Source organism: Amycolatopsis sp. NPDC102389, assembly GCF_044765885.1.
Lineage (GTDB): Bacteria > Actinomycetota > Actinomycetes > Mycobacteriales > Pseudonocardiaceae > Amycolatopsis.
Genome location: NZ_JBIWKX010000040.1, coordinates 1 through 26,066 on the forward strand (window position 1 = coordinate 1; position 26,066 = coordinate 26,066).

Consider the following 26,066-nt stretch of genomic DNA (forward strand, 5'->3'; position numbering starts at 1 on the left):
CGCAATCCACACCGAACCCGGAGGCCCTCCCTCATTCCAAGATCATCCGACTACGTGTCTCCACGTTCGCAACCTCCCGGGGCAGTACACCTAGGCGCTAGCCGCGGCTGAGCGTTTGGTACTCCACCGGGCTGTGGGCCGAGAACACGGTGACTTCGTCGGCGTGTTCCCGGCTCAGCTCCCGCAGCCGCTCGACGTTCTCCAGCCGCGGTTTGCGCAGCGTCTGCACCATGTTCTGGAACGCGGTCATCCCGGGCGGGCAGTGCGGCTTCACCGGATCCATTTGACCGTGGAAGAAGTACGCGTCACCCGCGTGCAGCAGCCAGCCGTCACCGGTGTCGACCGCGACACCGGTGTGGCCCTTGGTGTGCCCCGCGAGCGGGACCAGCAGGATCTCCGCTGGCAGGCCCTTGAGCTCGCGGACGGCCTGGAAGTCGAACCAGTCGTCCCCGGCCTCGTCGTACATGCTCCACAGTGGACGGTGGGCGAACTGGTTGGCGCGGAAACGGAGCTTCTCGCTCTGGTTGGACGGCGACGTCGCCGCGTCGTGCTCCGCCGTGCGGACGTGCACGACGGCGTTCGGGAAGTCCGCGAGCCCGCCCGCGTGGTCGACGTCGAGGTGGGTGCAGATGATGTGCCGGACGTCTTCGAGCTTGTGACCGAGCGCCTCGACGTGGTGGGCCGCCGTCTCCGTCTCGACCGGCTTCGCACCGACCATGATCGTGAACGGCGTCCCGAGCCACGCGCCGGGATTCTCGACGCCCTTGCGGCCGAAGCCGGTGTCCACCAGCACGAGCCCGTCGCCGGTCTCGATGAGCAGGCAGTGCGCCACCAGCTCCGAGCGGCGCAGCAGCCCCGGCTGGCCGTCGAGCAGCTTGCCTCCCGGGGCGCGCATCGTGCCGCAGTTCAGGTGGTGCACCTTCATAACCTGCTCCTCTGGCTGAGCCGTGCGAATGCGGTGGCGTCGTGCGCGGCGAAGACCGTGACCTCGTCACCGTTGTTACTGACAAGTTCGCGCAGCCGGCGCTGGTTGTCCAGTCGTGCCGTCTTCTCCGTCTGCATGTACAACTCGAAGAAGCCCAATGCGAAGGGGATGTACGGTTTTTCCTCCAGCTCGCCGTTGTGGAAGACGGCGTCGCCGGCGTTGAGGAGCCAGCCGTCGCCCGTGTCGATCGCGATGCCGGCGTGGCCGCGGGTGTGCCCGGCGAGGGGGATGAGCAGGACGTCCGGGACTCCGTCGAGCTCGCGGACGGCGTCGAAGCCGAACCACGGCTCGCCGTCGGCGCGGTACGACCGCCAGATCGGGCCGTGGTCGAACTGGACCTTGCGGTAGCGGCTCGCTTCCTTGCGGTCGATCGGCTTCTCCAGCGCCTGGAGTTCGCGATCGTGGACGTGGACCCGCGCTTGGGGGAAGTCGACGAGCCCGCCCGCGTGGTCGAGGTCGAGATGGGTGAGCACGATGTCGCGCACGTCGGCCGGGTCGAAGCCCAGCTTGCGGATCTGCGTGGTGGCGCTGAGGTCGTCGTCGCTGTCGGGGTGGACCAGCTGGACGAACCCGGCGCCGAGCCATTCGACCGGCCGGGTGACAGTGGGCGTACCGACGCCGGTCTCGATGAGCACGAGCCCGGTCTCGGTCTCCAGCAGAAGGCAGTGGCAGATCAGTTCGGCGCGGCGGAAGAGGCCCGGCTTGCCGTCGATGAGTTTGCCGCCGATCGGCCGCATGGTTCCGCAGTTCAGGTGATGGACGCGCATCAGGACAGCTCCCGTTCGAGTGTGGTGCGAAGGTGAGGGGCGATCGCGCGCAGCGGCGCGGTGTCGTGCAACGTCTTGGCCAGCAGCAATCCGCCCTCGATGGCGGCGAGGACGACAGTGGCCAGCTGGTCCGCCTTGTCCGTGTCCAACGCGTCGGCGATGACGGTGTGCCAGGAGGTGTAGCCGTCGGCGCAGGCTTGGCGGATCACCTCGCTGTCGCCCGACGCGTCGAGCGCCACCGTCGCGAGCGGACAGCCGCGCTGGAAATCCGACTCCTCCAGCGAAATCGCCAGCGCTTCGACCACGTTCTCGATACCGGTGACGATGTCGGGCGAGTTCGCGGCGATCGCGCGCAGCTGGTCGCAGAGCCGGTCGGCGGACTGCCGGATGGCTTCGGCGGCCAGCTGCTCCTTGCCGCCGGGGAAGTGGAAGTAGAGCGATCCCTTGGGCGCGCCGACGGCGGCGACGAGCTGGTTGAGCCCGGTGGCGTGGTAACCCTGCTGGTGGAAGAGGTCGGCGGCGGAGTCGAGCATGCGCTGCCGGGTATCGGTGCGGCGGACCATGCGGCCGACTGTAGCCCAAACTATGACGACCGGTCTAGTAAGCTCGGTTTACACAAACCCCCTGGTTGGCGAATGTTTGTGTAAACTTGGCAGTGAAGCGACCGAAGGGAGTGGCATGGTCGACTCGGCCCAGCTGATCCCGGTCGCGCGGGCGGCGCAGGTTCTGGAGATCTCGCGAGAGCGCGTCCGCGAACTCGTGCACGGTGGCGGGCTGGATGCCATCCGGATCGGCCGTGAGCTGCTGGTCGACGCCCGATCGGTCGAGCATCGGAAGAGCGTGGTGAAGCCCGCTGCCGGTCGGCCGCTCTCCGCCCGGATGGCCTGGGGGTTCCTGTGGTCGCTGAGCGGCCATCATCCGGCGTGGATCTCGCCGTCGGAACGGGTCCGGCTCAAGCGCTACGCGCGGGAACGTGATCCTGCCCAATGGCCGCGCCTGCTCTCCGGTCGCGCGCGCGTGTACCGCGTGCGGATGCTGGCCGGGCCCCTCGCGCGGCTGCGGGAAGACCCGCACGCCGTCGTCAGTGGTCCTGCCGCCGCTGGTCACTACGGTGCCGATCTGATGGCGGGCGGTGCGGACGAAGAATTCTATGTGGACGCCGCCCGCTTCGACGAACTCGCGCGATCACGCCGGCTGCGGCAGGGCAGTGTGGAATCCAACGCGGTGATTCGTGTTCCTGCCTTGTCCGGCGTCCTGCGTCCTCCGGGAGCGGGCGGGCTCGCGATCCAGGCAGCTGTTGCCGCGGACCTGCTCGACGCCGGAGATGAGCGCTCTGTCCTTGCGGCGCAACAACTTCTCACTCGTTTGGGCGAGGCGCATAATCTCGGCGGATGAGAGATTCCGCGCTGCGGCCAAGCTTGGGGACATTGGCTTTGCCGCCTCTGCAGGGCGAGGGTGACCGCGTCGTCTGGCCCGCGATGTTCGACTTGGCCGACCGCTTACCCGAGCCCTGGGTCATGATCGGCGGGCAGATGGTCATCCTGCACGGTCTGCTGGCCGGCCGATCGATACCTCGCGTCACGAAGGACATCGATCTCCTCTTCGATGTCCGTTTCACGCTCGACGCGTTCCCTCGCGCGCATGAGGTGCTCAAGAACCTGGGCTACGAGGTCGATGGCATCAGCGCGGACGGCAAGGCTCATCGCTACCTCCATCCGGAAACCGGCATGATGGTCGACCTACTCGCACCGGACAGACTCGGCGCGCGTGCCATCCCGAAGCTACGGACTCCCGCCGGAAGGATCGTGTCGATCCCCGGTGGCAAGACCGCGCTCGACGGTGCACGGCCACTCACGGCGACCTATGGCGGGAAGTCGGCGACCTTGTACCTGCCGGGATTGGCCGCTGCCCTGGTGGTCAAGGTGAAGGCCCTGATCGATGAGCCGTCGAAGCCCGGCATGCCCAGTCGTCACATCTCCGACATCGCGTTCTTGGCCTCGCTCGTGGACGATCCCGATGAGCTCTTCACCGGTGATCCGCCTGTCGCGCCCCGGTTCGGGTGCCTGGTCGACCGCCTCGATGATCCTCGAGATCCCAGCTGGCTCGCGCTGGGCAGTCCTCACGCCGAAGACGGCTTCAACGCGTGGGAGATCATGCGCGAGATCAGGTCGCCCTAGACGCCGATCGCGGACGCCGACCCGCCGAACTGTTGCCGCAGTTCGCGTTTGAGCAGCTTCCCGGAAGCGTTCTTCGGCAGTTCGCCGACGAAGTGCACCGACTTCGGCACCTTGTGCGCGGCCAGCGACTTCTTGGCGAACTCGATCAGTTCGGCTTCCTCGACGGGTTCCTTCACCACGACCACCGCGGCGATCGCCTCGATCCAGCGTTCGTGCGGCAGGCCGACGACGGCGACCTCGGCGACGGCGGGATGCGCGTACAGCGCGTCTTCCACCTCGCGCGACGCGACGAGCACGCCGCCGGTGTTGACGACGTCCTTGATCCGGTCGACGACGAACAGGTAACCCTCCTCGTCCTGCCGCACCAGGTCGCCGGAGTGGAACCAGCCGCCCGCGAACGCCTCCACCGACTCCTCGGGCTTGCCCCAGTAACCGGTGCAGAGCTGGGGAGAGCGGTACACGACCTCGCCGAGTTCGCCCGGCGGGAGGTCGTTCATCTCGGCGTCCACCACGCGCGTCTCGACGAAAAGGATCGGTCGGCCGACGGAATCCGGGCGTGCGTCGTGTTCTTCGGGACGCAGGACCGTCGCGAGTGGACCGATCTCCGACTGGCCGAAGCAGTTGTAGAACCCGACTTCCGGCAGTCGCGCGCGGAGCGCGTTCAGCACCGGGACGGGCATGATCGACGCGCCGTAGTAGGCCTTGGTGAGGCAGCTCAGATCCGCGTCCGCGAGGCCGGGATGGTTCGCGAGTCCCACCCAGACGGTCGGCGGGAAGAACAGGGAAGTGATGCCCTGGCGAGGAATCCGCGCGAGGATGTCCCCGAGGTCCGGCGCCTCGACGAGGTGGTTCGTCGCACCGACGGCCAGCCCTGGCATGAGGAAGACGTGCATCTGCGCCGAGTGGTACAGCGGCAACGCGTGCAGCGGCACGTCGCGGTCGCTCAGGTCGAGCGCGGCGATGCAGGACGAGTACTCGTGCACCAGCGCGCGGTGGGTGAGCATCGCGCCCTTCGGCCGCGAGGTCGTCCCGGACGTGTAGAGCAGCTGGACGAGGTCATCGTCCGCGACCCCGGATTCCTCGTGCGGGGCAATGGTTTCGTCCAATGCCCAGTCGAGTATGTCCAGTGTGGACACATGGTCGACGCTGACGTGCTCAGCCAGCGCGGGGTCGACGAACGCGACGGCGGGCTCGGACTGCGTGAGCAGGTACTCGAGTTCTTCGCCGCGCGCGTTGAAGTTCACCGGCACGTGCACCAGCCCGGCCCGTGCGCAACCGAGGTACAGCAACAGGTACGCGTCGGAGTTCTTGCCGAAGGCCGCGACCCGGTCGCCGTGGACGAGCCCGCGGCCGAGCAGCTTCGCCGCGACCCGGCCCGCCGCACGGTCGAGCTCCGCGTAGGTCCACACGCGATCGGCGAACGTGAGCGCGACCCGGCCCGGAACGCGTCGCGCGCTCCGTTCCAGGACGCGGCCGACGGTGCTGGGGTAGCCGGGAACGGTCATCGCGGCGGTCTCCTTCGTCCGGGCGTGGCATTCCCACAGTACTTTCCCACTGGCCGCCGGTAACCTCGTCCGCATGGCCAATCCCACCGGAGAGCAGTTCGAGATCACCCGCGGCAACGCGCGAGCCGTCATCACCGAGATCGGTGCCGGGTTGCGTGCGTTCGAGGTCGGCGGGGTGCCGTACGTCGAGGCGTTCGCCGAGGACGAGAAGCCGCCGAAGGGCGCCGGACAGGTGCTGCTGCCCTGGCCGAACCGCACCAAGGGCGGCCAGTGGGAGTACCAGGGTGAGAAACAGCAGCTCCCGATCACCGAAGAGGCGCGCGGCAACGCGATCCACGGCCTGACCCGGCACGAGGAGTGGGAGCTCCTCGAGCACGCGGAGTCGTCGATCACGCTGGCCATCGACGTCCCGGCGCAAGAGGGCTGGCCGGTGCCGCTGCGCGCGACGATCACCTACGAGATCTCGCCGCGCGAACTGGTCGTGACGCACGAGATCCGCAACGAGGGCGAGAGCCCCATCGGTGTCGGGCTCGGCACGCACCCCTACTTCCGCATCGGCGACGTGCCCACCGACGAGCTGACCCTGACGCTGCCCGCGAGCCGGGTGCGGCCGTATCTCGGCGACGAGCAGATGCCGTACGCCGACGAGCAGGACGTCGAGGGGACCGAGTACGACTTCCGGTCCGGCAAGGTGCTCGAAGGCGTCGACCTCGACACGGCGTTCGGCGGGCTGAGCGTGGCCGAGGACGGCAACCACCACCACGTCCTCTCGCACGAGGACCGGGTGCTGCTGGTCTGGGCCGGGCCGGACTTCCGCTGGGCGCAGGTGTTCACGCCGGACGACCTGGTCGGCCGCGGCCGGGCGGTGGCGATCGAGCCGATGACCTGCCCCGCCGACGCGCTCAACACCGGCACCGACCTGATCGACCTGGAGCCCGCGTCGTCGTGGACCGGGAGCTGGGGAATCCGGGTGCGCTGAGATGTCGCCGCTCCGGCTCGGCCCCGCCGACGCGGGCGAAGTGCTCACGCTGCAGCGCGCGGCGTACGTCCCGGAGGCCAGGGCGCACGAAAACCTCGACCTCCCGCCGCTGATGGAGACCTTCGATCAGGCCAAGGAGGCCCTGGGCGATCCCGCGTGTTTCGCCTGGGGCATCAGGGAATCCGCGCGCCTGGTGGCGAGCGTCCGGATCGTCGTGGACGGCGGCGCCGGTCTTGTCGGCAGGCTCATCGTCGCCCCGGACAGGCAGGGACACGGGCTGGGCAGCTCCTTGCTGCTCGCCGCCGAAGCGGCCGCGCCGCCGTCGGTGACCGTGTTCCGCCTGTTCACCGGGGAGCGCAGCGCCGGTCCGCTGCGGATGTACCGGAAACTCGGCTACGTCGAGACGCACCGCACGCCCGAGAAGCACTACGAACTGATCCATTTCGAAAAGCCCCGCGTGCGGACCGGTGGCCCAGTTCGTTAGCGTGTCAAAGTATGTCTGACAAAGCACAGGTCAAGGCCATCGTCGGTGGTTACGTCGTCCCGGTCGACGGTGATCCCATCGACGGCGGCACGGTCCTCATCGAGAACGGGAAGATCGTCGCGGTCGGCACGGACGCCGGCGTCGACGTCCCCGACGACGCCGAACTGATCGACGCGGCGGGCAGCTGGGTGCTGCCCGGGTTCATCGACGCGCACGCCCACCTCGGCGTGCACGAAGACGGCGAAGGCTGGTCGGGTAACGACACTAACGAGATGACCGACCCCAACGGCGCGCGGTTCCGCGCGATCGACGGGATCGACCCGTACGAGCCCGGCTTCGACGACGCGCTCGCGGGCGGCGTCACCAGCGTCGTCATCAAGCCCGGCTCGGGGAACCCCATCGGCGGGCAGACGATCGGCGTCAAGACGTGGGGCCGGACGGTGCTCGACATGATCTTCGCCGAGGGCGTCAGCGTGAAGAGCGCGCTCGGCGAGAATCCGAAGCGCGTGTACGGCGAGAAGAAGCAGACGCCGTCGACCAGGCTCGGCGTCGCGTCGACCATCCGCGACGCCTTCACCGCCGCGCGCAACTACGCCGCCCAGCGCGACCACGCCGCCGCCGAGGGCAAGCCGTTCGACGTCGACCTCACCAAGGAGACGCTGGCCAAGGTCCTCGACGGGGAGCTGTACTGGGACCAGCACGTCCACCGCGCCGACGACATGGTCACCGCGATCCGGCTGGCTGACGAGTTCGGCTACAAGCTGGTGATCAACCACGGCACCGAAGGGCACCTGATCGCGGATCTGCTCGCCGAGCGGGACGTGCCGGTGATCCTCGGCCCGCTGTTCACCACCAAGTCCAAAGTGGAGCTGCGCAACCGCACCCTGCGCGCGCCCGGCATCCTCGCCAGGGCGGGCGTGAAGATCGCGATCACCACCGACCACCCGGTCGTGCCGATCAACTTCCTGGTGTACCAGGCCGCATTGTCGGTGAAGGACGGCCTGGACCCGGAGACCGCGCTGAAGGCGCTGACCGTCAACCCGGCCGTCATGCTGGACCTCGACGACCAGGTCGGCTCGCTGAAGCCGGGCCTCGACGCCGACGTCGTCATCTGGTCGGGTGACCCGCTGGACGTGATGAACCGCGCGATGCGGGTGTTCGTGCGCGGGCGCGAGGTCTACCACTTCGACGAGGAGACCGGGGTCGGCGTCACCGAGGAACGCCGGTACCGCGAGGGCTGACTCAGGTCTTGCCAGGCGGACCCACCTGTGCTCTCATGTGTGACACACTGGGGAGGGTGTGTCACACATGAAGCGCTGGGTCTTCGTTCTGGTCGTCGGTATCGGTTTCTTGGTCGTCACCTTGCTGTTCTCGCGCGAGGATCCGAACGTGATCAAATGCGGTAGCCGGATCATGGGGCCCGGCGACGTCTGTGAAAGCACCAAGGGCAGCCGCGTCGTCGACGAGGACACCTACGCCGAGATGAAGGCCGCCTCGGAGTCTCGTGCCGAGACGTTCCGCAAGCACGGGCTCTGGATGGCCGGGGTCGGGGTCGCGCTGACCGGCGTGGGTATGACGATGCTGATCCGCGGGAAGCGACGCAAGGCGCGCGCCGCGGCCTCGGCCGGACAGGACGCGCAGTGGCAGGCGCAACTGGGATACCAGCACCAGCAGGGTTTTCCGCAGCCCCACGGTGTTCAGGTTCCGCCGCAGCCGCAGCCGCAGCCGCAGTGGCAGCCCGCGCCGGGACAGCAGCCTTATCCGCCGCAGAACGGGTGGCCGCCGCCCCAGACCGGTCCGCCACAGCAGTTCGGCCCGCGGGGACACTGAGTTCGCCTCAGCTGGCGCGCTTCCTAAGAAAGAAGCCGGTCGAGATCCAGTTTCACCGGAAACGGCTCGGCGGCGGCGAATTCGCCGGTCATGGCCGGAGCGTCCTGGTAGCCGAGTTCGCCCGCCTGATGGCAGGCGACCAGTGAGACCGGTTCACTGAGGTCGACGATCCAGTAATGCGGGATCCCCGCGTCGGCGTACTCGCCGTGTTTGGTCACGTAGTCGGTGCGCTTCGAGCCGGGTGACACGATCTCGACCACCACGACGACGTCGTCCGCGTGATACATCGTGTCTTCTTCGTCGATCCGTTCGCCTGCCGCGCGAAGGGCGATGATCAGATCCGGCCGCCTGGCGAAACCCGGCTCGCCGGGCGGAACCAACCCTAGATCGACGTCGATGTCCTGGACGAACTCGAGGTGGTCGGGCAGCTGCGACTCCAGCTGTCTGGCCAAGGCGTACAGCGCCTTGTTGTGTCTCCTCTTGGGGCTCGGTGACATGACGAGGCGGCCTTCCACGAGCTCGGTGAATCCGGAATCGGGTTCACCGAGCGCCGCGTACTCCGCGACCGACAGCAGGTGATCCGGGATGGCCCACCCTGGTTCACCGTGCGACCCGGTCGTGGAATAGGGAACGGCTGTCACAGCGTCTCCTCACGTCTTCCACAGTGTCTCACGGCCAGCGGGTGACCATCGGTGATCGTATCAGCGCGGAACGTCAGGATTTCCGCAGTTCCCGCGCGATCACCATGCGCTGGATCTGGTTCGTACCCTCGAAGATCTGCGGCACCTTCGCCTCCCGCATGTACCGCTCCACCGGGAAGTCCTTCGTGTATCCGGCGCCGCCGAGGACCTGCACGGCGTCGGTGGTCACCTTCATCGCGCCGTCGGTCGCGACGAGCTTCGCGATGGACGCCTGCCGCTGGAACGGCAGCCCGCGATCGCGGCGTCGGGCGGCGTCGAGGTACATCGCGCGCGAGGTCTCGACGGTCGCGGCCATGTCGGCCAGCAGGAACTCCAGGCCTTGGAACTCGATGATCGGCCGCCCGAACTGCGTGCGCCCCTTCGCGTACTCGAGTGCCTCGTCAAGCGCGGCCTGCGCGAGCCCGACGGCGCACGCGGCGATGCCCAGCCGTCCGGAGCTGAGCGACGACAGCGCGATCTTCAGCCCTTCGCCCTCTTCGCCGATCCGTCGCCCGGCGTCGACGGCGGCGTTCTCGAACATCAGCTGCGCCGTGGTCGACCCGGTGAGGCCCATCTTCCGCTCGGGCGGCGCGGCCGAGAGGCCCGGCGTCGCCGCGTCGACGAGCAGGCAACTGATGCCCTGCCCGCCTTCGTCGCTGGTGCGCACCATGGTCGTGTAGAAGTCGGCCTCACCCGCGTGGGTGATCCACGCCTTCGTGCCGTTCACGACGTACTGGTCGCCGTCGAGCCGCGCGCGGGTCGACAACGCGGCCGCGTCGGAGCCGGCGTGGGTCTCCGAAAGCGCGTACGCGCCCAGCAGGCCGCCTTCCAGCATCGGGGGCAGCCAGCGGTCACGCTGCTCGTCGGTGCCGTGATGCGCCAGCGCGAAGCAGGACATCGTGTGCACGGAGAGCCCGACGCCGACCGACATCCACGCCGCGGCGATCTCCTCGAGAACCTGCAGGTAGACCTCGTACGGCAGCTCGCCGCCGCCCCAGCGCTCCGAGTACGGCAGCCCGAGGAGCCCGGCCTGCCCGAGCAGCCGGAACTGTTCGCGCGGGAAGTGCGCGGTCTCCTCGTACTTGCTCGCGATCGGGGCCAGTTCCTCGCGCGCGATCTCCTTGGCCAGGTCGATCAGATCCTGGGCCTCGGTGCTGGGCAGCAGACGGTCCGCCGGCATGGCTCCTCCGAGCTGAACGGTACTAAAAACAGTACTGTGGGCTGATTCAGCGTACAGTAGATGGCGCTGGGGGTACACCGTCCGCATAAGGGATAGTGATCGGATGACCTCGCGCCGCCAGCCCACCGCGCGTCAGAGAGCACTGCTCTCGGAGCTCGAAGCGCTCTTCCTCGCCGAGGGGTTCTCCCAGTTCACGCTGGACGACCTGGCCGCCAGGCTCCGCTGCTCGAAGTCGACCCTCTACGCGCTCGCCCCCAGCAAGGAGCAGCTCGCGGTCAAGGTCGTCACCCACTTCTTCAAGGGGGCCGCCGAGCTGCTGGAGGAGCGGATCGACGGGATCGACGACGCCCGCAAGATCCTCGGCGAGTATCTCGCCGGGATCTCCGAATACCTGAATCGCGCCTCGGCCGCTTTCATGACCGACATCGCCGAATTCGCGCCGGCGCGGGACGCGTATCAGCTCAACAGCCGCGCCGCGGCGGGCCGGATCCGGTCGTTCATCGATCGCGGCGTCACCGACGGTGTTTTCCGCGAGGTGCACGCGCGGCTGATCGCGGAAATGGCGGGACTGATCATCGAGGGAATCCAGACCGGCGTGATCGGTCAGCGCACCGGGGTGACCGACGCCGAAGCGTTCACCGCGCTTTCGGAACTCCTCCTTGGCGGGATAGCGACAAAAAATGTCCTGAACTGACAATTCTGGTGGTGGAACCACCGCCTCGGCTAGCATCGCGCCCGTGATCGTCGTAGGTGGAGAGGCGCTGGCCGACCTCGTTCCCGGTGAACCGTTGGATTCCACTGTGGACGGTGGGTTGCGCGCATTGCTGCCCCGGATGGGTGGTGGTCCCTACAACGTCGCCCTCGCCGCCGGACGGCTCGGCGTCCCCACGGGCTTCCTGTCGCGTGTCTCGAACGACCGTTTCGGCGTCGCGCTGGTGGACCGGCTGCACGCTTCCGCCGTCGACACCGCCTTGCTGCAGCGGGGAAACGAGCCGACGACGCTCGCCGTGGTCGCGCTCGACGAAAAGGGTTCCGCGCGGTACACGTTCTACACCGAAGGCACCGCGGACCGGCTCGTCGCCGACCCCGGCCCGCTCCCCGAAGATGTGACGGCGCTCTCCCTCGGCACCCTCGGCATGGTCCTGGAGCCGGGTGCGAGCACGTACGAAACCGTCTTGCGCCGCGAATCCGCGCGCGGCGTGCTGACCGTTCTCGATCCGAACATCCGTGCGGCGCTGATCGAGGATCCGGCGGCGTACCGGGCGCGGTTCCGGTCCTGGCTGCCGCATGTCCGCCTGCTCAAGATCTCCGACGACGACACGGAATGGCTCGCCGAGGGCGCCGACCCGGTCGACGCGGCAAAGGTCTGGACCTCTTGCGGAGTCGATGCCGTCGTGCTGACCCGCGGCGCGCAGGGGTTGTCCGTCATCACACGAGCGGGCGAAATCGCGCAGGTCCCGTCGCGCCGGGTCGACGTGGTCGACACGATCGGCGCCGGTGACACGGTGCAGGGTGCCCTGCTGGCGTGGCTGTACTCGAACGGGGTGCGTGACGTGTCCACTCTCGACGCCGACGGCTGGCGCACGGCGCTCGAATTCGCGGCGAAAGCGGCGTCGATCACCGTCTCACGGAGTGGGGCGGAACCGCCGACGGCCGAAGATATGGCTTCCGCCGTGTGAACCTGGTCCCAAAGGGGCTGTTGTGAGCAACTCACCCGCTGCGCGTTGACCCCATTCTCGACTAGCGTGGAGGGGAATTCATACCCCAGCGGGGCGGTGTGCAGCGAGGCCGTGGGTCACGCGCGTGAAAGAGGGCGTACCTGTGGAACCTACAGGCGCCGCCGGCCCGTGCTGAACGTGAGAGGGACTTACATGTCCGACGCGACGACGGGCGAGACGGCGACGCTGCGCCTGCCCAATGGTGAGCACGAGTTCAAGGTGATCCACCCGGTGGAGGGTGCGCCTGGGATCGAGCTGGGGAAGCTGCTGGCGACGACCGGGTACATCACCCACGACCCGGGGTTCGTGAACACCGGCGCCGCGTCCTCGGCCATCACCTACATCGACGGTGACGCCGGCATCCTGCGCTACCGCGGGTACCCGATCGAGCAGCTGGCCGAGAAGTCGACCTTCATCGAGGTCTCGTACCTGCTCATCTACGGCGAGCTGCCCACCCAGACGCAGCTGTCGGAGTTCACCGAGAAGATCCAGCGTCACACCCTGCTGCACGAAGACCTGAAGGCCTTCTTCAGCGGCTTCCCGCGTGACGCGCACCCGATGCCGGTGCTGTCCAGCGCCGTATCCGCGCTGTCGACCTTCTACCAGGACTCGCTCAACCCGTTCGACGAACCGAACGTGGAGCTGTCCACCATCCGCCTGCTGGCCAAGGTCCCGACCCTGGCCGCGTACGCGTACAAGAAGTCCGTCGGCCAGCCGCTGCTGTACCCGGACAACTCGCTCGGCCTGGTCGAGAACTTCCTGCGGATGACCTTCGGCTTCCCGGCCGAGCCCTACGAGGTCGACCCGGACGTCGCCAAGGCGCTCGACCTGCTGTTCATCCTGCACGCCGACCACGAGCAGAACTGCTCGACCTCGACCGTGCGCCTCGTCGGCTCCTCCGAGGCGAACCTGTTCGCCTCGATCTCGGCGGGCATCAACGCGCTGTTCGGCCCGCTGCACGGTGGCGCCAACAGCGCGGTCCTGGACATGCTCGAGGGCATCCAGGCCGAGGGCGGCGACGTCGCGAACTTCGTCACCCGCGTGAAGAACAAGGAAAAGGGTGTCCGCCTGATGGGCTTCGGGCACCGGGTCTACAAGAACTACGACCCGCGCGCGAAGATCATCAAGAACACCGCGGACGAGATCCTCTCCAAGCTCAAGGGCGGCGACCAGCTGCTCGACATCGCGAAGAAGCTGGAAGAGACCGCGCTCTCGGACGACTACTTCATCGAGCGGAAGCTGTACCCGAACGTCGACTTCTACACCGGTCTGATCTACCGGGCGCTCGGCTTCCCGACGAAGTACTTCACCGTGCTGTTCGCGCTCGGCCGCCTGCCGGGCTGGATCGCGCACTGGCGCGAGATGATCCAGGACCCGGCCACCAAGATCGGCCGCCCGCGGCAGATCTACACCGGCTACGCGTCGCGGGACTACGCGCCCATCTCGGAGCGCTGATCCCCCTACCGCAAGCGCTATGAACGGGCCGTTCCTCGCGAATTTCGCAAGGAACGGCCCGTTCGTCGCATCCGGGACTGCACTCGTCGGCGGTACCGCTTAGGGTTGCCGGAGTGACCAGAGAAGCCCCCGTAGTGCTGTGGTTCCGTCGCGACCTGCGTCTCGGCGACCACGCCGCCCTGCTGGAGGCCTCGAAGCACAGCAAGCACGTCCTCGCGCTCTACGTCCTCGACGACGCGCTCCTCAAACCCTCCGGCGCCCCGCGCGTCGCGTTCCTGCACGGCTGCCTGAAGGCGCTGGACGACCAGCTCGGCGGACGGCTGATGCTGGTCAAGGGCGACCCGGTCAAGGAGGTCGTCAAAGCCGCCCGCGAGATCGGCGCGGCGGCCGTGCACGTCAGCTCCGACACCGGCCCCTACGGCCGCCGCCGCGACGACGAGGTCAAGAAGGCGTTGGCGGAGCACGACATCGCCTGGGTCGAGACAGGTTCTTCGTACGCGGTGACGCCCGGCCGGGTGACCAAACCGGACGGCGACCCCTATCGAGTGTTCACCCCGTTCTACCGCGCGTGGGTGCGCCACGGCCGGCCGCGGCCCGCGGACACCGGTAAGTCCATTGTGGACTGGGTGGAGCCGCCGCGATCCGTCAAACTCCCGAAGTCCCCGTCGCTCAAAGGGATGGAGCTGCCGGAGCCTGGCGAGAAGGCGGCGCTGGAACGCTGGCACGAGTTCCTGGACGACGGCCTGGAAACCTACGACGAGGATCGTGACCGGCCGGATCGTCCCGGCACGACAAGGCTTTCGCCGTATCTGCGCTGGGGTTGCGTCCACCCGCGCACCTTGCTGGCCGACCTCACCGGGAACGAGGGGGCCGGGGCGAAAGCGCTGCGCGGCGAGTTCGCCTGGCGCGAGTTCCACGCCGATGTCCTGTGGCACCGCCCCGAAACCGCGCGGAAGAACTACGATTCCCGGTTCGACGCCATGGAATACGAGAGCGACGACGAGGCTTTCCAACGGTGGTGCGATGGCCGCACCGGTTTCCCCATCGTCGACGCGGGGATGCGGCAGTTGCTCGCCGAGGGCTGGATGCACAACCGCGTCCGGATGATCGTGGCGAGTTTTCTGGTCAAGGACCTGCATCTGCCGTGGTGGCTCGGCGCGCGGCATTTCATGCGGCATCTGGTCGACGGTGATCTCGCGTCGAACCAGTTGAACTGGCAGTGGGTCGCGGGCAGTGGCACCGACGCCGCGCCGTACTTCCGGATCTTCAATCCGACCACGCAGGGGGAGAAGTTCGATCCCGCCGGTGACTACGTTCGCCGCTACGTCCCCGAACTCCGGTCTGTACAAGGCAAAGCCGTGCACAAACCCGCCGGCCTGCCCGGCTATCCCGCGCCCATGGTCGACCACGCGCACGAACGCCAGGTCGCCCTGGAACGCTACGGCGCCATCAAAGGTCCGTGAAGGCCTCCTTCCCTACTCTCAGGGTAGGGAAGGAGGCCTTCACGGACTCGCGGGTCAGCCCTTCAGGGCTTCCGAAAGCTTGATCCGGCTTCCGACCCGCAGGACGCTGTTCTGGTAGATCCGCGCGCCCAGCCAGGTGAACAGGGCGATGGCGCCCACGGTCAGGCCCAGCGACGCCGCGATCTCCCACACCTCGACGGTCCCCGCCGCGATCCGCGCGGGCATCAGCACCGGGGAAAGCAGCGGCACCAGGGAAAGCACCTTCGTGCCCGTACCCTCCGGCGCCTGGGCCAGCAGGTTGAACCCGACGATGAAGCCGAGGATCAGCACGATGTTGACCGGGCCGATGACCGACTGGGTGTCCTCCTGCCGGGAGACCAGCGAACCCATGGCGCCGTAGACGGTGGCGTACAAGAGGAACCCGAGCAGGTACCACACCACACCCCACAGCAGCGCGCCCGTCGCGACTCCGGACAGCGTCAGCACGTTGGTCGCCGAAGCGACGAGGAATCCGGCGCCGCCGATGATCACCAGCTGGGTCAGCCCGACCAGGCCGAGCCCGATCACCTTGCCCAGCAACAGATGCCACGGCCGGACCGTGGACAGCAGGATCTCCACCACGCGGCTGGACTTCTCTTCGACCACGCCCTGCGCGACCAGCGTCCCGTAGGTCACGATGCTCATGTACAGCAGCACCGCCACGATCAGCCCGATCACCATCCGCTGCGATTTCTCGGGGTCCGGCGGTTTGACCGAGTCGACCTCGACCTGCGTCTGGTGGACCGTGCGCATCACTTCGTCCGGCGACTTCTGTGCCTCGGAAAGGATGCCGTTGAGCACTTCCTGCTGGGACACGCCGTTCAGCAGCGCGCGCAGCTTGGTGTCCAATTCGGACTTGACGAGCACCTTCAGCTCGGTGGCGTTGCCGGACAGCAGCGCGTCGAGATCACCGTTCTCGATCTGTGTCCGGCCCTGCGCCGGATCGGCGACGGTGACGGTCTCGATCTTCTCGCCGATCGCCGCGCCCGCCGTCTGGAGCTGCTGCGCGATCCCGGCGGTCTGGCCGGTGAGGCCGACCTTGCTCTTGTCCTCGTTGCTGATCAGCGTGGACTGCAGCAGGACGTACCCCATCAGCATGACCAGCAGCACGGCGGTGCCGACCACGAAGGACCTGGTGCGCAGCCGGGTGTTCAGCTCGCGTTTGGCGATGAGCCAGACCGCGCGCCACGAGGATACGGTGTTCATGCGGAAACCCCCTGTGCCACCGGCTTCTCGGCGACGGCGTCGCGGAACAGCTCGGTCAGCGAACGCCTGCGTTTGGTGAATTCGGTGACCGGGCCGGTGGCCAGCGCCGCGGCGAGCACGGCCTGGTCGTCGGCTCCCGTCTCGAGTTCGAGGATCGTCGTCGGGCCGTTCTGCTCGATCGTCCGGACACCGGGAACGGCCGAAGCCCAGCCGGGCGCGGCGTTCGGCGCGGTGACGACGAGACCGTTGCCCGCGCCGGCGGTCAGCTCCCCGACGGTGCCGGAGGCGACCATCCGTCCACTTCGGATGATGCCGACCCGGTCGCACAGCCGCTCGACCAGATCCAGCTGGTGACTGGAGAACACCACCGGCACACCGGTCGCGGCCTTCTCGCGCAGCACCCCGCTCATCACGTCCACGGCCAGCGGGTCGAGGCCGGAGAACGGCTCGTCCAGCACCAGCACCCTCGGATCGTGCACCAGCGCGGCGGCGAGCTGCACGCGCTGCTGGTTGCCGAGGCTCAGCTTCTGGACCTCGTCCTTGCGCCGTTCGGCCAGCCCTAGCCGGGCGATCCAGTTCTCGGCACTGCGGTGGGCGTCGTTGGCCGACATCCCGTGCAGCTCGGCGAGATAGACCAGCTGCTCCAGCACCTTCATCTTCGGGTACAGCCCGCGTTCCTCCGGCATGTACCCGATATGCGTGCGGGTCTCGTGGGTGATCGGGGCGCCGCCGAGGCGCACCTGGCCGGAGTCGGCCGCCAGCACCCCGAGCACGATCCGCATCGTGGTGGTCTTGCCCGCGCCGTTGCTGCCGACGAAGCCGAACAGCTCACCGGGCTGGACCTCGAAGCTCACCTCGTCCAGCGCCACCTTCGCGCCATAGCGCTTGGAGATCCGGTCGATCTCCAGCTTCCCCTCGCTCATTTCCCTTTCCCCTCTTCGAAAAACCGCACCAGCGCCGCGAATCCCCGATGGACGCCGGAAACCGTGCGGTTCCGCTCGATCAGCCCGTCCAGCTTGACGTTGCTCACCACCGAGGTGGCCCGGTACACCAGGACCGCCCGGCCCGCGCCGGCGAGGACCCCACCCGCCACCAGCACGACGGCGACCACGCCGATGGACATCTTGTGCCGCTTCTTGTCCCCGGTCATCCCGGAGCCACCCCCTCGAAGTCTTCTGGATCGTCGTCCGGCAGCCGCCACGCGAGCCACAGCGCCGGTAGCGACGTCCCGAAGACGAACAACGCCGCTGTCATCGAAGACAGCAGGGAACCGGAATCCGGTCGCCCCGCCGCGTAGAGCCCGTATACGAGATCCACCAGCATCAACACGCAGATCCCTTGGAACGCAGCGTAGTGCGCGCGGTTGCGCAGCAGCAGTTCGCGTTCGTCGAGGTCCTTCGCCGCGGAACCCGGTCTGCCGACGGCCTTGCGCAGCACCGCGGCGGTGCCGACGCAGAGACACAGCCCCGGCACCATCAGGCCGACGGCGAACCACAGCGTCGGCTCACGGAGCAGGGCGGCTCCGGCGATCACGACCAGATGACCGATCACGGCGGAGACGGCGAGCCGACGGCGGTCCGAACGCGTCCGGGTGGTCATGCCGGGTTCACCTCTTCGAAGTCTTCCGGATCGTCGTCCGGCAGCGACCAGCCCAGGATGACGGTGGACAGCGTGGTGCCGGTGACCAGCAGCGCGCAGCCCATCATCGCGCCCCGCGCGCCGCCGTCCTCGGTGCCCGAGATGATCAAGCCGTACAGCACCGCGACCAGCATCAACACCACCAGGATCTGGTAGCTGACGTAGGTGACGCGGTGGCGCCATTCCCGCTCGCGTTCGTCGAGCCGGAGCGAGAACCCGCCGCTCATCTTGCCGGTGAGGATCCGTAGCAGGTACTGCGCGCCGCCGGCGATGACGGCCCCGCCGAACCAGCACACGACGAACACCGCCGGGGGTTTCGACTGGAACATCGCGGCGCCGGCGATCAGGATCAGATCGCCTGCCACCACCAGCACACTCAACGCCCGTCGCCGTTTCCGCGTGCGCCAGGACGGCAGTCTCAGCGCTCGCTTGCGTTCCATCTCGTCCAGCCGTTCCTGCTGACGGTCCCAGTACGCCGCGAGACGCCCTCGCTCCTCGCTCATGTTCCCCCCTCCCGGTAGACCTGAGTGGACAGCGGCGTGAACGGTTCGCGGCTGAACACGGCCTCGACCGGGAGGTCGAACACCGCGCAGATGCGGAACGCCAGGTCCAGGCTCGGGTAGTGATCCCCCCGTTCGAGCGCGCCGATGGTCTGCGGATTGACCTCGACGGCCGTCGCGAGGGCGGCCCTGCTCAGTCCACGCTCGGCCCGGAGCACGGGAAGCCGGTTGTAGATCGGCAGCTCTTTGCCGCGTCTGACCGGGCTCATGGAACATACTGTTGCAAAAACCCAACGACTCGTCAAGTTGGGGGCATGGCTCACCGCATTTAGAGGACTAAACGCGGAAGGTCAGGAGAGGCCGGCGAGCGACTTGTCGACAAGTTCCTGGACGCGGGTGCGGGCGGCCTCGGCGTCGGGAGCGACCAGGCCGAGCCGGGTGCGGCGCTCCAGGACGTCCTCGACGTCGAGGGCGCCCTCGTGCCGTACGGCCCAGACGACTTCCGCGGCGCTGATGTCGGTCCCGTCGAACAGGGGTGGACCCAGTTCCGGGTCGACCTCGCCGAGTGCCGCGACCCGCGGCGCTTCGGTGCCGTACTTGGCGACCAGCCGAGGCGGCGCGTCCACAGTGGACAGGCGGTCACGTGGTGTCGCGCCGAGCAACGGGAGCCGGGACGTGGTCGACGGCCCGGCGAGGAGACCGGACCGCTTCAGCGCGGCGTCGACGGCGTCCTCCGCCATCTTCCGGTACGTCGTCAGCTTGCCGCCGACGACGGTGAGCACGCCGTCGGCGCCGGTCACCACCGCGTGTTTGCGGGAGAGATCCGCGCTGCGCCCGCCGCCTTCGACCAGCGGCCGCAGACCGGCGAACCTGCCCGCGACGTCGGCGCGGGTCAGCGGGCGGGTGAACGCCGTCGACGCCACTTCGAGCAGGAAGTCCACATCGGACTCCGGCGCGGTCGGCACGCGCGGGATCGGGCCGTCGGTCGGTTCGTCGGTGACGCCGACGAACACGCGACCATCGGGTTGCGGCAGCAGGAAGACGAAGCGGTTGTTCTCGCCGGGAACGGGCACGTTGACCGATGTCGCACCGATCCGCGCCGCTCCCGAAGCCAGGATGAGGTGTGAGCCGCGGGACGGCCGCAGCCGCACCGACTCCGCCAGTTCGCCCGCCCAGACACCCGTCGCGTTGATCACCTGACGGGCGTGGATCTCGATTTCCCGGCCGGTGAGCCGGTCCCTGGCCAGCACCGATTCCGCGTCGAGCCGGAAGGCCTCGACCCTCGTCAGGATCTTCGCGCCGCGTGCCGCGGCCGTGCGGGCGAGGCTCACCACCAGACGCGCGTCGTCGGTCAGCGCGCCGTCGTAGGCCAGCAGCGCGCCGCGCAGGCCTCGCGGGGACAGGCCGGGCGCGAGCGCCAGCGCCTCCGCGGCCGGGATCGACCTCGGCCGGGGCAGCACCGTCGCCGGGGTCCTGGCCGCGCGGCGAAGGCCGTCACCGGCGACGAGACCGGTCATGATGAAGGCCTGCTGACCGCGAGAGGTCTCGCGGTACATGGGGAACAGCTGCGGGATCGCCCTGGTGAGATGCGGGGCGGTGCGGGTCATGAGGATGCCGCGTTCGACGGCGCTTTCGTGCGCCAGCGCCAGATCGCCCTTGGCGAGGTACCGGAGCCCGCCGTGGACGAGCTTGCTTGACCAGCGCGACGTCCCGTACGCCAGGTCGTACGCCTCGATCAGGGCCACCGAGAGCCCGCGCGCGGCCGCGTCCAGCGCGATCCCGGCGCCGGTGACACCGCCGCCGACCACCACCAGATCGACCCGCTCGCCGCCGGCCAGCGCCGTGAGTTCCCGGTCGCGCCGTCGAGCGTTGAGCGAGCCCGGCGTCACGGGCGCAGCGCCGCGTCGAGCACGTGGGCGAACTCCGCCATCAGCTCCTTCTCGTTCACGTCCGCGATGGCCGGGCGGTAGGAGAACGCGAAGGACTGGATGAGCAGCAGCAGGGTGCGCGCCTGCGAAGGCAGGTCGCCCTTACGGATCGAGCCGTCCTCGTGACCCGACTTCAGCAGATGCATGATCACGCCTTCGGCGAAGCGCTGGGTCTTCCCGAACCGCTCGACGATGTAGGGCAGGACCAGTTCGGAGTCGAGATCGAGCAGGGTGCGGAACAGCGGGTCGCCCGACAGCGCGGCGACGGCGGCCGAAGAACTTTGGACGAGCTTCTCGCGGAAGTGGGCGGGCTCGACCTCGGGTTCCGCGGCGCCCTGCAGCAGGCCGCCGAACTCACGGGTCATGAGGGTCGCGAGCACGCTGCGCACGTCCGGGAACCGCCGGTAGACGGTCATCCGGCTGACCTTGGCGGTCCGGGCGATCTCGGCGAGGGTGGTCCGCCTCACGCCGACGGCGAGCACGCACTTCTTCGCGGCGTCGAGCAGAACGTCGTCGGACACACGCGTCGAGGCCTGGCGGGATCGGGTGTCCGCCAGCGCCGAAACGCCTGTTTCCGCTGGTGAGTGACGTTTTACGTCCATATGTAACACTGTAGTCGTGACCGAGCTTATTGACCACCGGTTAAGACGATCCTGGACGCCTGAGGCCGGTGACGCCGCCCACCTCCCGGCCAAGGCCCTGAGGTGGCTCGTCCAGCGTATCGGCCCGCTGGGTTCCGCGGTGCCTTTCGCGCCGGATTCGGCGCTGTCCGTTCCCGAACCGGTGCTGGGCGAACAGCCCAAGCGAGACCTCGAGGAACTCGTGGGCGCGGAGCACGTCCTGACAGCGCCGGGGGAACGGCTCGCGCGGGCCAGTGGTCTGTCCTATTTGGACCTGATACGGCGGCGGGGGTTCGGTGATTTTCCGGTGCCGGACGCCGTCGTCCTGCCGGAGAATCCCGCCGAAGTCCAGTCGGTACTGGAAATCTGCGCACGGCACGACGTCGGCGTCGTCCCGTTCGGCGGCGGGACGTCGGTGGTCGGCGGGGTCGCGGCGCTGCGCGGGGACAAGACCGCGGTGATCGCGCTCGACCTCGGCAGGCTCGATGAACTGGTCTCCGTCGATCCCGTGTCCCGGATCGCGGTCCTGCAGGCGGGCGTCACCGGCCCGGAGGCCGACCGGATGCTCGCCGAGCACGGCTTCACCCTCGGACACGTTCCCCAGTCGTACGAACGCGCCACCATCGGCGGATTCGCCGCGACCCGGTCCGCCGGGCAGGCGTCGTCGGGCTACGGCCGATTCGAGGACATGGTCAAGGGTGTCCGGCTGGCGACCCCGCGCGGGGAATGGAAACTCGGCGTCGCGCCGGCGTCGGCCGCGGGGCCCGATCTGCGGCAGCTCGCCGTCGGCAGCGAAGGCGCGCTCGGCGTGATCACCGAGGTCGCCCTCCGCGTCCGCCCGGTGCCGGAAGTGCGCCGCTACGAGGGCTTCGTCCTCGACGGCTGGGAGAAGGGCACCGACGCGGTCCGCGAACTCGCCCAGCGGCACGTGCTCGCCGACGTCACGCGATTGTCCGATGTGGACGAGAGTGAGGTTTCGCTCGCCCTCAACGACAGCTTGAAGACCAAGGCGCTGCGCCGGTATCTCAAGGCGCGGGGAGTCCGCGCTCCATGCCTGCTGATCGTCGGCTGGGAAGGCGCGTCGAAACGCGAGGTCGCCCGGCGGCGTCAGGAGACGACCCGTGTACTGGGGGAGTTCGACGCCGTCCGCATCGGGACCGCGCTCGGCGAATCCTGGCGACGCGGCCGGTTCTCCGGCCCTCGGCAGCGGGATGCCTTGATGGACAACGGGGTCTGCGTCGAAACCCTGGAAACCGCCGCGTACTGGGCGGAATTGAGTGACCTGCGCGACGCCGTCCGTGCCGCGCTCACCGCGACGCTCGGCAACGCCATCATCATGTGCCACGTCTCGCACGCCTACGAAACGGGCGCGTCGCTGTACTTCACGGTGCTCACCGCGCGCGACGAGGCCGACCCGATCGGCCAATGGCGGCGGGCGAAGGCGGCGGCGTCCGAGGCGATCACCGGCATCGGCACGATTTCGCATCACCACGCCGTCGGTGTGGACCACGCCCGCTACCTGGCGGCCGAGATCGGCGAGATCGGCGTCGAAGTGTTGCGTGCGGTGAAGAAGGCCGTCGATCCGGGCGGGATCCTCAATCCCGGGAAGCTTCTCTGATCCGGTCGGCGGAGCTGACAGACTCTTCGGAAAGTGACTCAACGCGTGAACCCGCCCGGCCGAAGGCCCCGCTATCGCGGTGGCAGGGCGCCTTCGGCATCTTCGTGAGCTGGACGACCAAGTCTCGCCCTGCCGACGTCGATCGCGGACGTGGGTTCACCACCAGATTCGCTGAGCAGCGTCCCGGCCTCGACCAGCGTGCAGTCCAGGCCGTGCGTTTCGGCGGGGATCCCGTCCAGCGCCGCGGCCCGGCGCTGTTCGAGGTCGGCGACGCGGATATGCCTGCCGTCCACCAGGATCGGCAGGCGGATGTCCGCGGCGCCGACGTACGCCAGCACGTCGTCGAGCACGGTGCCGTCGTCGAGGGTGATGGCCGGGGCGGTCAGCCGCACCAGGTCGTAGCGCACGCCGTTGCCCTCGCATTTGTCGAGCACGGCCAGCTGCTCGGGAGTCGCGAACCAGACGGCGTGCTCCTCGACGACGCCCGGGGCGGCGGCCAGCGTCGCGGGGCGCTGCCCGTCCCGGAACCGCAGGCCGGACGCCCAGACCGCGGCGAGGTCGCTGCAGCGCGCGTGGCAGACGACGACCGGACCCTCCAGGCCCATGTTCTCGCGCAACCAGGTGATCTTGGACGGGCACGCGTTCGAGCCGTAGGCGAGCACTGCCTGGCGTTCGCGCCAGCCCTCCGGCGCGGTGTCGAGGCTGTGCCCGGCGCCGTCGAAGTGGACGAACGAATGCCCCGGCCGCGCTCCCGGATACGGATCGGCCGGGAAATCGGCGTCGGTGAAGAGTTTCACCACGTCACCACGCTGCGGAGGACGTCGCCGTGATGCATACGCTCGAAGGCCTGCTCGACGCCGTCGAGGGCGATCCGCTCGGTGACGAACTTGTCGAGCGGGAGCCTGCCCTGGAGATAGAGGTCGATCAGCATCGGGAAATCGCGTGAGGGCAGGCAATCGCCGTACCACGACGACTTGAGCGAGCCGCCGCGCGAGAAGAAGTCGATCAGCGCCATGTCCAGGCGCATGTCCGGGGTCGGGACGCCGACGAGCACGACCGTGCCCGCGAGATCGCGGCCGTAGAACGCCTGCCGCCAGGTTTCGGGCCTGCCGACCGCGTCGATCACGACGTCCGCGCCGAACGAATCGGTGAACTCCCGGATGGCCTCGACTACCTGGTCTTCGCTCAACCCCTTGCTGTTCAGCGTGTGCGTGGCGCCGAAGTCCTTGGCCCAGGCGAGTTTCCGGTCGTCCGTGTCGACGGCGACGATGGTCTTCGCGCCCGCCAGATTCGCCCCCGCGATCGCGGCGTCACCGACGCCACCGCAGCCGATGACCGCGACGGAATCACCGCGGCTCACCGCGCCCGTGTTCAAAGCCGCGCCGAGACCGGCCATCACCCCGCAACCGAGCAGCCCGGCGACGGCCGGTTCGGCGGCGGGGTCGACCTTCGTGCACTGTCCACTATGGACTAGCGTTTTCTCGAGGAACGCTCCGACGCCGAGCGCCGGCGACAGGGCGGTGCCGTCGGCCAGTGTCATCGGCCGGGCGGCGTTGAACGTGGAGAAGCAGTACCAAGGCCTGCCCCGGCGGCAGGCCCGGCAAGTGCCGCAGACCGCGCGCCAGTTCAGGATCACGTAGTCGCCGGGTTCGAGGTCCGTGACGCCGTCGCCGACGGCCTCCACGAACCCCGCCGCCTCGTGGCCGAGCAGGAAGGGGAACTCGTCGTTGATCCCGCCCTCGCGGTAGTGCAGGTCGGTATGGCAGACGCCGCACGCCTTGACCGAGACGACGGCCTCGCCGGGCCCGGGATCGGGCACCGTCACGGACTCCAGCGAGACCGGTTCACCCTTGGCGCGGGAAACGACGCCTTGGACCTCGTACGGCATACCCACCTCCGAGTCGTCGAACCTCCGAGCTTGCCACGTGGGCGGCCCGGATCGCGACATCCGCTCGGGTGCGGTATTGATTCAGTGCGGCGTGATGATGTACGCGACCCCGCCAGGACCACCGGAAACGCCGCCATTCGTGTTGTACCGCTTGGTGCGCTGCCAGATCGTCTCGAACTGGTGTCGTTTGTAGACGTTCCGGACCCGGTCGTTGCTGCTCGCGGCCGGGTCGTTCGCGATCACGTCACCGTCCTTCGTGAAGCCGACGACGACCATGATGTGCCCGGCGGTGCCGTAGCCCGCGCCGTCGAGTTCCTCGGCCTTGAACGACTGCGACGTGATCACCGGGATGCCGCGCGCGATGTAGTTCTCGAGTTCGTTCAGGGAGTGCAAACGGGTGATGTGCCCACGCAGACCGAGTGAAGCGGCGTACGCGGTGTTGAACGGCCAGTTGCCGGTTCCGTCGTAGGCGTAGTCGAACGTGTAACGGGCGGCGTACGCGACGGTCGGATCGACGTAACCCTCCGGAATCCACGTCATGTCTTCGGGCTTGGGCCGTTTGCCCCAGTACTCGGCGACCATTTCGGTGGACGTCGGGCTGCACCAGTTCTCGCCGCCACCGCCGTACTGCGGGAACTGTCCTTTGTGGAGGTTCTGCGCGTACGCGGGCACCTTGAGCTCGATCCCGGTGGCGCGGCCCGGTTTCGTGGCCTGGACCTCGAAGCGGTCCGGGACCAGCGACGTCATCGCGCCGACCGACGTCACCGACGGCGTGGCGCGGGAGCCGGCCTCGCGGTACAGGCTGACCCGGAGCTGGTACGAACGCAGCGCGACGCCCGCCTTCATGACCAGCGTGTCGACGTCGACCGCGGCGTTGGCGTCGCTCTGGCCGTCGACGCTGGTGCGCTTGATGTCGGCGTCCCCGCTCGCCCACCGGCCCATGACGTACCAGGAGGTCTCGGTGCCCGACGCGGTGCGGCCCTTCGCCTCCACCTTGACCCAGGTCTTCGCCGGGGTCTTCGCGTTCCACGAGGCGACCAGCTGCGAGGCGTCGAAGCCCTGCGTGTGGCTCCGCGACGTCCATTGGCCGTATTCGTAGGTCTTCGTGGTGCCGAGCGCGGGTTCGGTGTGCTCGATCGTGCCGATCGGGCGGTCGATGCGCAGCGCGCCGTGGTCGAGGCCGAGGCCTTCCAGCCTGCCGTCGCGGAAACCGTGGTGACCGGACCATTCGTGGTAGTCGATCGCTTCGTCGTCCGGACGACCGGGACCCGCCTCCGCCGTCTGTGCCGTCACCGCGGTCATCGTCGCGATCGTCAGCAGCGTGACCAGCCCTCGTATGCGCATCCCGGCTCCATCCCTCGATTCCACCCAGTAGGGAAGGGATTTTCGCCGGTCGCGCGAGGTAT

General features: G+C 68.5%; 28 protein-coding genes. 11 read left to right on the forward strand and 17 right to left on the reverse strand.

Going from position 1 to position 26,066, the window contains the following annotated elements; all coding sequences use genetic code 11:
- Positions 1-97 precede the first annotated feature (97 nt).
- Genes ACIRGA_RS28335 through ACIRGA_RS28345 form a run of 3 tightly spaced genes read right to left on the reverse strand, consistent with a single transcriptional unit; the run spans position 98 to position 2,315 of the window.
- On the reverse strand, positions 98-925 hold the full coding sequence (locus ACIRGA_RS28335) for an MBL fold metallo-hydrolase (protein ID WP_400946349.1): 828 nt from the start codon (positions 923-925) through the stop codon (positions 98-100).
- A complete protein-coding gene (locus ACIRGA_RS28340; protein WP_400946351.1) occupies positions 922-1,752 on the reverse strand; it encodes an MBL fold metallo-hydrolase in 831 nt (276 codons plus the stop codon). Before ACIRGA_RS28340 ends, ACIRGA_RS28335 begins: the two co-directional genes overlap by 4 nt.
- Entirely contained in the window at positions 1,752-2,315 is a 564-nt protein-coding gene (locus ACIRGA_RS28345; RefSeq protein ID WP_400946353.1) for a TetR/AcrR family transcriptional regulator, read from the reverse strand. The genes ACIRGA_RS28340 and ACIRGA_RS28345 overlap by 1 nt, the downstream gene beginning before the upstream one ends.
- A gap of 115 nt (positions 2,316-2,430) precedes the next feature.
- Between ACIRGA_RS28345 and ACIRGA_RS28350 the strand changes: the two genes are divergently transcribed.
- Together ACIRGA_RS28350 and ACIRGA_RS28355 are read left to right on the forward strand one after the other, a co-directional pair.
- Positions 2,431-3,147: a hypothetical protein gene (locus ACIRGA_RS28350; RefSeq protein WP_400946356.1), complete on the forward strand. Its 717-nt coding sequence runs from the start codon at positions 2,431-2,433 to the stop codon at positions 3,145-3,147.
- Entirely contained in the window at positions 3,144-3,929 is a 786-nt protein-coding gene (locus ACIRGA_RS28355; RefSeq protein ID WP_400946358.1) for a hypothetical protein, read from the forward strand. The genes ACIRGA_RS28350 and ACIRGA_RS28355 overlap by 4 nt, the downstream gene beginning before the upstream one ends.
- On the opposite strand, the gene ACIRGA_RS28360 is transcribed toward ACIRGA_RS28355, so the two are convergent.
- Positions 3,926-5,434, reverse strand: a complete 1,509-nt coding sequence (locus ACIRGA_RS28360) for a fatty acyl-CoA synthetase (RefSeq protein ID WP_400946361.1) — start codon at positions 5,432-5,434, stop codon at positions 3,926-3,928. The two genes, ACIRGA_RS28355 and ACIRGA_RS28360, sit on opposite strands and share 4 nt — an antisense overlap.
- A 73-nt stretch (positions 5,435-5,507) precedes the next feature.
- On the opposite strand from ACIRGA_RS28360, the gene ACIRGA_RS28365 reads away from it, so the two are divergent.
- The 4 genes from ACIRGA_RS28365 to ACIRGA_RS28380 all read left to right on the forward strand — a co-directional run bounded on the left by ACIRGA_RS28365 (position 5,508) and on the right by ACIRGA_RS28380 (position 8,727).
- Entirely contained in the window at positions 5,508-6,413 is a 906-nt protein-coding gene (locus ACIRGA_RS28365) for an aldose 1-epimerase family protein (RefSeq protein WP_400946363.1), read from the forward strand.
- Position 6,414: 1 nt separating this feature from the next.
- Positions 6,415-6,897, forward strand: a complete 483-nt coding sequence (locus ACIRGA_RS28370) for a GNAT family N-acetyltransferase (RefSeq protein ID WP_400946365.1) — start codon at positions 6,415-6,417, stop codon at positions 6,895-6,897.
- An 11-nt stretch (positions 6,898-6,908) separates the two neighbouring features.
- Positions 6,909-8,138, forward strand: coding sequence for an amidohydrolase (locus ACIRGA_RS28375; RefSeq protein ID WP_400946368.1), 1,230 nt, complete (start codon positions 6,909-6,911; stop codon positions 8,136-8,138).
- Between the two features lie 67 nt (positions 8,139-8,205).
- Positions 8,206-8,727: a hypothetical protein gene (locus tag ACIRGA_RS28380; RefSeq protein ID WP_400946371.1), complete on the forward strand. Its 522-nt coding sequence runs from the start codon at positions 8,206-8,208 to the stop codon at positions 8,725-8,727.
- 23 nt (positions 8,728-8,750) lie between these two features.
- Here the strand turns inward: ACIRGA_RS28380 and ACIRGA_RS28385 are convergent, their stop codons facing one another.
- Both ACIRGA_RS28385 and ACIRGA_RS28390 read right to left on the reverse strand, forming a co-directional pair.
- Positions 8,751-9,368 carry a Uma2 family endonuclease gene (locus ACIRGA_RS28385; RefSeq protein ID WP_400946374.1) on the reverse strand — a complete coding sequence of 206 codons (618 nt, stop codon included), beginning with the start codon at positions 9,366-9,368 and terminating at the stop codon, positions 8,751-8,753.
- Between the two features lie 73 nt (positions 9,369-9,441).
- Positions 9,442-10,587, reverse strand: coding sequence for an acyl-CoA dehydrogenase family protein (locus ACIRGA_RS28390; RefSeq protein WP_400946377.1), 1,146 nt, complete (start codon positions 10,585-10,587; stop codon positions 9,442-9,444).
- 103 nt (positions 10,588-10,690) lie between these two features.
- Between ACIRGA_RS28390 and ACIRGA_RS28395 the strand changes: the two genes are divergently transcribed.
- From ACIRGA_RS28395 to ACIRGA_RS28410, 4 genes are all read left to right on the forward strand, one after another.
- Positions 10,691-11,281 carry a TetR/AcrR family transcriptional regulator gene (locus tag ACIRGA_RS28395; protein ID WP_400946380.1) on the forward strand — a complete coding sequence of 197 codons (591 nt, stop codon included), beginning with the start codon at positions 10,691-10,693 and terminating at the stop codon, positions 11,279-11,281.
- Between the two features lie 43 nt (positions 11,282-11,324).
- Positions 11,325-12,266, forward strand: coding sequence for a carbohydrate kinase (locus tag ACIRGA_RS28400; protein ID WP_400946382.1), 942 nt, complete (start codon positions 11,325-11,327; stop codon positions 12,264-12,266).
- A 192-nt stretch (positions 12,267-12,458) separates the two neighbouring features.
- Entirely contained in the window at positions 12,459-13,760 is a 1,302-nt protein-coding gene (locus ACIRGA_RS28405) for a citrate synthase (RefSeq protein WP_400946385.1), read from the forward strand.
- Between the two features lie 113 nt (positions 13,761-13,873).
- On the forward strand, positions 13,874-15,223 hold the full coding sequence (locus tag ACIRGA_RS28410) for a cryptochrome/photolyase family protein (protein ID WP_400946388.1): 1,350 nt from the start codon (positions 13,874-13,876) through the stop codon (positions 15,221-15,223).
- Positions 15,224-15,277: 54 nt separating this feature from the next.
- On the opposite strand, the gene ACIRGA_RS28415 is transcribed toward ACIRGA_RS28410, so the two are convergent.
- The 8 genes from ACIRGA_RS28415 to ACIRGA_RS28450 all read right to left on the reverse strand — a co-directional run bounded on the left by ACIRGA_RS28415 (position 15,278) and on the right by ACIRGA_RS28450 (position 21,055).
- Positions 15,278-16,468, reverse strand: a complete 1,191-nt coding sequence (locus ACIRGA_RS28415) for an ABC transporter permease (protein WP_400946391.1) — start codon at positions 16,466-16,468, stop codon at positions 15,278-15,280.
- Positions 16,465-17,391, reverse strand: coding sequence for an ABC transporter ATP-binding protein (locus ACIRGA_RS28420; RefSeq protein ID WP_400946393.1), 927 nt, complete (start codon positions 17,389-17,391; stop codon positions 16,465-16,467). Before ACIRGA_RS28420 ends, ACIRGA_RS28415 begins: the two co-directional genes overlap by 4 nt.
- Entirely contained in the window at positions 17,388-17,618 is a 231-nt protein-coding gene (locus tag ACIRGA_RS28425) for a hypothetical protein (protein ID WP_400946395.1), read from the reverse strand. The genes ACIRGA_RS28420 and ACIRGA_RS28425 overlap by 4 nt, the downstream gene beginning before the upstream one ends.
- Positions 17,615-18,067 (reverse strand): hypothetical protein, encoded by a 453-nt coding sequence (locus ACIRGA_RS28430; protein WP_400946398.1) that lies wholly within the window; start codon positions 18,065-18,067, stop codon positions 17,615-17,617. The genes ACIRGA_RS28425 and ACIRGA_RS28430 overlap by 4 nt, the downstream gene beginning before the upstream one ends.
- Entirely contained in the window at positions 18,064-18,609 is a 546-nt protein-coding gene (locus tag ACIRGA_RS28435; RefSeq protein WP_400946400.1) for a hypothetical protein, read from the reverse strand. Before ACIRGA_RS28435 ends, ACIRGA_RS28430 begins: the two co-directional genes overlap by 4 nt.
- Positions 18,606-18,875 carry a helix-turn-helix transcriptional regulator gene (locus ACIRGA_RS28440; protein ID WP_005155992.1) on the reverse strand — a complete coding sequence of 90 codons (270 nt, stop codon included), beginning with the start codon at positions 18,873-18,875 and terminating at the stop codon, positions 18,606-18,608. Before ACIRGA_RS28440 ends, ACIRGA_RS28435 begins: the two co-directional genes overlap by 4 nt.
- A gap of 81 nt (positions 18,876-18,956) precedes the next feature.
- A complete protein-coding gene (locus ACIRGA_RS28445) occupies positions 18,957-20,495 on the reverse strand; it encodes a glycerol-3-phosphate dehydrogenase/oxidase (RefSeq protein ID WP_400946402.1) in 1,539 nt (512 codons plus the stop codon).
- Positions 20,492-21,055 (reverse strand): TetR/AcrR family transcriptional regulator, encoded by a 564-nt coding sequence (locus ACIRGA_RS28450; RefSeq protein WP_400946546.1) that lies wholly within the window; start codon positions 21,053-21,055, stop codon positions 20,492-20,494. The genes ACIRGA_RS28445 and ACIRGA_RS28450 overlap by 4 nt, the downstream gene beginning before the upstream one ends.
- Positions 21,056-21,152: 97 nt before the next feature.
- On the opposite strand from ACIRGA_RS28450, the gene ACIRGA_RS28455 reads away from it, so the two are divergent.
- Positions 21,153-22,772 (forward strand): FAD-binding oxidoreductase, encoded by a 1,620-nt coding sequence (locus ACIRGA_RS28455; protein ID WP_400946405.1) that lies wholly within the window; start codon positions 21,153-21,155, stop codon positions 22,770-22,772.
- Positions 22,773-22,843: 71 nt separating this feature from the next.
- Here the strand turns inward: ACIRGA_RS28455 and ACIRGA_RS28460 are convergent, their stop codons facing one another.
- From ACIRGA_RS28460 to ACIRGA_RS28470, 3 genes are all read right to left on the reverse strand, one after another.
- Entirely contained in the window at positions 22,844-23,572 is a 729-nt protein-coding gene (locus tag ACIRGA_RS28460) for a gamma-glutamylcyclotransferase family protein (protein WP_400946408.1), read from the reverse strand.
- Positions 23,566-24,660 (reverse strand): S-(hydroxymethyl)mycothiol dehydrogenase, encoded by a 1,095-nt coding sequence (locus ACIRGA_RS28465; RefSeq protein WP_400946410.1) that lies wholly within the window; start codon positions 24,658-24,660, stop codon positions 23,566-23,568. The genes ACIRGA_RS28460 and ACIRGA_RS28465 overlap by 7 nt, the downstream gene beginning before the upstream one ends.
- 81 nt (positions 24,661-24,741) lie before the next feature.
- Positions 24,742-26,004, reverse strand: coding sequence for a C39 family peptidase (locus ACIRGA_RS28470; RefSeq protein ID WP_400946412.1), 1,263 nt, complete (start codon positions 26,002-26,004; stop codon positions 24,742-24,744).
- Between the last annotated feature and the right edge of the window lie 62 nt (positions 26,005-26,066).

Excerpts from the sequence above, each read along its gene's own strand:
- ACIRGA_RS28335 (WP_400946349.1), bottom strand. The coding sequence starts at position 925 with ATGAAGGTGCACCACCTGAACTGCGGCACGATGCGCGCCCCGGGAGGC.
- ACIRGA_RS28340 (WP_400946351.1), bottom strand. The coding sequence starts at position 1,752 with ATGCGCGTCCATCACCTGAACTGCGGAACCATGCGGCCGATCGGCGGC.
- ACIRGA_RS28345 (WP_400946353.1), bottom strand. The coding sequence starts at position 2,315 with ATGGTCCGCCGCACCGATACCCGGCAGCGCATGCTCGACTCCGCCGCC.
- ACIRGA_RS28350 (WP_400946356.1), top strand. The coding sequence starts at position 2,431 with ATGGTCGACTCGGCCCAGCTGATCCCGGTCGCGCGGGCGGCGCAGGTT.
- ACIRGA_RS28355 (WP_400946358.1), top strand. The coding sequence starts at position 3,144 with ATGAGAGATTCCGCGCTGCGGCCAAGCTTGGGGACATTGGCTTTGCCG.
- ACIRGA_RS28360 (WP_400946361.1), bottom strand. The coding sequence starts at position 5,434 with ATGACCGTTCCCGGCTACCCCAGCACCGTCGGCCGCGTCCTGGAACGG.
- ACIRGA_RS28365 (WP_400946363.1), top strand. The coding sequence starts at position 5,508 with ATGGCCAATCCCACCGGAGAGCAGTTCGAGATCACCCGCGGCAACGCG.
- ACIRGA_RS28370 (WP_400946365.1), top strand. The coding sequence starts at position 6,415 with ATGTCGCCGCTCCGGCTCGGCCCCGCCGACGCGGGCGAAGTGCTCACG.
- ACIRGA_RS28375 (WP_400946368.1), top strand. The coding sequence starts at position 6,909 with ATGTCTGACAAAGCACAGGTCAAGGCCATCGTCGGTGGTTACGTCGTC.
- ACIRGA_RS28380 (WP_400946371.1), top strand. The coding sequence starts at position 8,206 with ATGAAGCGCTGGGTCTTCGTTCTGGTCGTCGGTATCGGTTTCTTGGTC.
- ACIRGA_RS28390 (WP_400946377.1), bottom strand. The coding sequence starts at position 10,587 with ATGCCGGCGGACCGTCTGCTGCCCAGCACCGAGGCCCAGGATCTGATC.
- ACIRGA_RS28395 (WP_400946380.1), top strand. The coding sequence starts at position 10,691 with ATGACCTCGCGCCGCCAGCCCACCGCGCGTCAGAGAGCACTGCTCTCG.
- ACIRGA_RS28405 (WP_400946385.1), top strand. The coding sequence starts at position 12,459 with ATGTCCGACGCGACGACGGGCGAGACGGCGACGCTGCGCCTGCCCAAT.
- ACIRGA_RS28415 (WP_400946391.1), bottom strand. The coding sequence starts at position 16,468 with ATGAACACCGTATCCTCGTGGCGCGCGGTCTGGCTCATCGCCAAACGC.
- ACIRGA_RS28420 (WP_400946393.1), bottom strand. The coding sequence starts at position 17,391 with ATGAGCGAGGGGAAGCTGGAGATCGACCGGATCTCCAAGCGCTATGGC.
- ACIRGA_RS28425 (WP_400946395.1), bottom strand. The coding sequence starts at position 17,618 with ATGACCGGGGACAAGAAGCGGCACAAGATGTCCATCGGCGTGGTCGCC.
- ACIRGA_RS28430 (WP_400946398.1), bottom strand. The coding sequence starts at position 18,067 with ATGACCACCCGGACGCGTTCGGACCGCCGTCGGCTCGCCGTCTCCGCC.
- ACIRGA_RS28435 (WP_400946400.1), bottom strand. The coding sequence starts at position 18,609 with ATGAGCGAGGAGCGAGGGCGTCTCGCGGCGTACTGGGACCGTCAGCAG.
- ACIRGA_RS28440 (WP_005155992.1), bottom strand. The coding sequence starts at position 18,875 with ATGAGCCCGGTCAGACGCGGCAAAGAGCTGCCGATCTACAACCGGCTT.
- ACIRGA_RS28465 (WP_400946410.1), bottom strand. The coding sequence starts at position 24,660 with ATGCCGTACGAGGTCCAAGGCGTCGTTTCCCGCGCCAAGGGTGAACCG.
- ACIRGA_RS28470 (WP_400946412.1), bottom strand. The coding sequence starts at position 26,004 with ATGCGCATACGAGGGCTGGTCACGCTGCTGACGATCGCGACGATGACC.